Genomic DNA, 2,925 nt, shown 5'->3' with positions numbered 1-2,925 from the left:
AATGTCTTATCATGAAACAAAGCAACAGAATGGACGGAGAAAATTTAATCATCTTTATTACAGGTGGATATTAGATTAGATAGGGGAGGCTCTTTGGTGGTGAGGAGATTTTTGTGTAATAATTTTGTTTATAGATAGGAATGGCTTTAATAATTCTAAGAGCTTAAAAGGTTTGAGTTTGTATTAGAAGGTATATAGGATATAATTGAATAATACATAATGAGTGTAGTTTAAGTAGAAATTATAAGGTAGAATAAGTGAATTAAAGGAGAAGGATATTATGAGAGAAGATTTAGAACTTCAGGTAAGTGCACAGGAAAGATATGATATGTTTATAGGTGGAATAGTTGAAAGTGGAGTTGTTTGGGGGCTTAAGAATGCTGAAAGTGGTGTATGGGCCGTAGCACCTTCTAACAATTTTGATGATACAGGTTCAATGCTATTCTGGTCTAAGAAGGAAGCGGCTGAGAAGTGTATTGAAGATGAGTGGGCAGACTATACTGCTACTTCAATTCCTGTTGAGGTTTTCATGGAGAACTGGCTTGTTGGACTTGATGGTGATGGATTGCTAGTAGGTGTTAACTGGAATTCTGATTTAGTAGGGGTTGAGGTAGAGCCTATAGATTTATTAGAAGATATAGAAGCTTTAATCGACAAGCTAAACAACCTATAATAAGTATATATAGTTAATAAAAGTCTCAGGCTACATTCTGATTGATTAGGATGTGGCCCTTTTGTTTTGAAGTATAGGTATATTTAGGATATAATAAAGAAAATTATATTATAATGTTAATTAACTTAATATTAGATTATGTAAAGAAGGAAGGAGAAATCTATGGATAAGTTTACTCCTATGGAATTATTATCTCTTATATTTATTGTTATAGCTGTTGTTATTAGAGTTGTAGGGTTATCTAAGTTAAAGGATAGAACTTTAACTAAGGAAGGTCGTAGTTATGTGGCTTCTAAGGGAGGGTATAGACTTATAACCCTTGATTTAGCTATATTTGCTACAGTTATTTTTATGATTATAGCAATTACACTTAAAGTTAACTTTATATTAGCTTTAATAGTTTATTTAGGTATTATTAGTTTTTCTTTAATTAACTTCTTTAAGATTATAAAGGAATAAATACTCCAAATATAGGGAATGATTCTAATATATTCTCTTAAAGGATTATCTAGAGGTGGTATATATGGTAGAAGTAGATGGTTTTGTAACATCTATTGTATATAAGAATGAGGACAACGGTTATACCGTTGCCAAGATTAATTGTGAACAGGATAGGGAGAACTATTCTATTGTTGGATATATGCACTACTTAAGTGAGGGACAGAGGGTTCGTCTTAAGGGTGAGTGGACTTACCATAAGAGTTTTGGTAAGCAGATTAAGGTAGAGAGCTTTGAAGAGGTTTTACCTACTACTTCAGAGGGTATAGAGAAATACCTAGCATCAGGGCTTATTAATGGTATAGGACCTGTTACTGCGAAGAAGATTATGAAGGCTTTTGGAGACAAGGCACTAGATATTATAGAGAATACTCCAGAGAGGTTAACTGAAGTAGAAGGTATAGGCTCTAAGAAGGCACAGAGAATATCAGAGTCTCTTAAGGACCAGCGTGAAGTTAAGGAGATTATGATCTTTCTTCAAGGACATGGTATTACACCAAGTCATGGAGTTAAGATATATAAGAAGTATGGAGTTTCTTCTATTCATGTAGTTCGAGAGAACCCATATAGACTTTGTGAGGATATTAAGGGAATTGGTTTTAAGACAGCTGATAAGATAGCTAAGAGTTTAGGGATTGACGTTAATTCCCCATTTAGAATTGCATCAGGTATTAAGTATGTACTTAAGATGTCTACAGGAACAGGGCATACATATCTGCCAAGACAAGAGTGTATAGATCGTTCAGCAACTGAGCTTGTTGTAGACAAGGAATTAGTTGAAGAAGGCATTACTACGCTTAACTTATCTAAAGATATTATAATTGATGAGGTGGAAGAGGTTCAGTGTATTTACCTACCTGAGATGTTTTTCTCTGAGATTAAGACAGCTAAGAAGCTAGTAGAGCTTAACCTTAATAAGATAGGTCTTGAGAATATTGATGTAGATACTGAGATTAAAGACTTTGAGAAGGAGAATGGTATTAGCTTTGCACCTGAACAGATTAAGGCTATTAAAGACGGTGTTGAGAATGGTGTATGCGTTATTACAGGGGGACCTGGTACTGGTAAGACTACAATTATTAAGTGTATTATAAGTATATTTGAGAATCGTAGCTACAATGTATGTCTTTGTGCACCAACTGGTCGTGCCGCTAAGAGAATGAGCGAAAGTACAGGTTATGAAGCTAGAACTATACATAGATTACTTAAGGTCGAATATATATCAGAGGAGGAGGATAGAAGTTCCTTCGCCAAAGATGAGGATGACACTATTGAAGCGGATGTTATCATTGTTGACGAAGCTTCTATGATAGATATTATGCTTATGAACTCACTGCTTAAGGCTATGAGTTCAACTACTAGACTTATTCTAGTAGGAGATATAGACCAGCTTCCATCAGTGGGACCTGGGAATGTTCTTCGTGATATTATTGAAAGTGAAGGGGTAGTAGTATCTCGCCTTGAGAGGATATTCCGTCAATCTCAGGAGAGCCTTATTACAGTTAATGCCCACAAGATTAATAGTGGAGATATGCCTATCCTAAATGCTAAGGATAAGGACTTTTTCTTCCTTAAGAATCCAACCCAATCAGGAATAATAGATGAGATTTCAGAGCTTGTTAATGTTAGACTTCCAAAGTTTAAGGGAGATATTGATAAGACTCGAGATATTCAGATTCTAGCATCTACTAGAAAGGGGGAGGCTGGAGTTATAAGTCTTAATCATGCACTTCAGTCTATACTGAATCCTGCAT

At 35.0% G+C, this 2,925-nt stretch carries 3 protein-coding genes; all 3 read left to right on the top strand.

What is annotated here, in order from left to right:
* Positions 1–280: 280 nt before the first annotated feature.
* Entirely contained in the window at positions 281–673 is a 393-nt protein-coding gene (locus tag RR539_RS10710) for a DUF2750 domain-containing protein (RefSeq protein WP_332500439.1), read from the top strand.
* 162 nt (positions 674–835) lie between these two features.
* On the top strand, positions 836–1,132 hold the full coding sequence (locus RR539_RS10705; RefSeq protein WP_332474720.1) for a hypothetical protein: 297 nt from the start codon (positions 836–838) through the stop codon (positions 1,130–1,132).
* 64 nt (positions 1,133–1,196) lie between these two features.
* Positions 1,197–2,925, top strand: a 1,729-nt coding sequence (gene recD2 / locus RR539_RS10700) for an SF1B family DNA helicase RecD2 (RefSeq protein WP_332500438.1), incomplete at its 3' end; no start/stop codon positions are given.

It is taken from the genome of Clostridium sp. (assembly GCF_036639235.1).
Taxonomy (GTDB): domain Bacteria; phylum Bacillota; class Clostridia; order Clostridiales; family Caloramatoraceae; genus Clostridium_AB.
The sequence above is the reverse complement of the archived record's forward strand: the minus strand, read 5'-3'. Positions and strand labels throughout refer to the sequence as shown.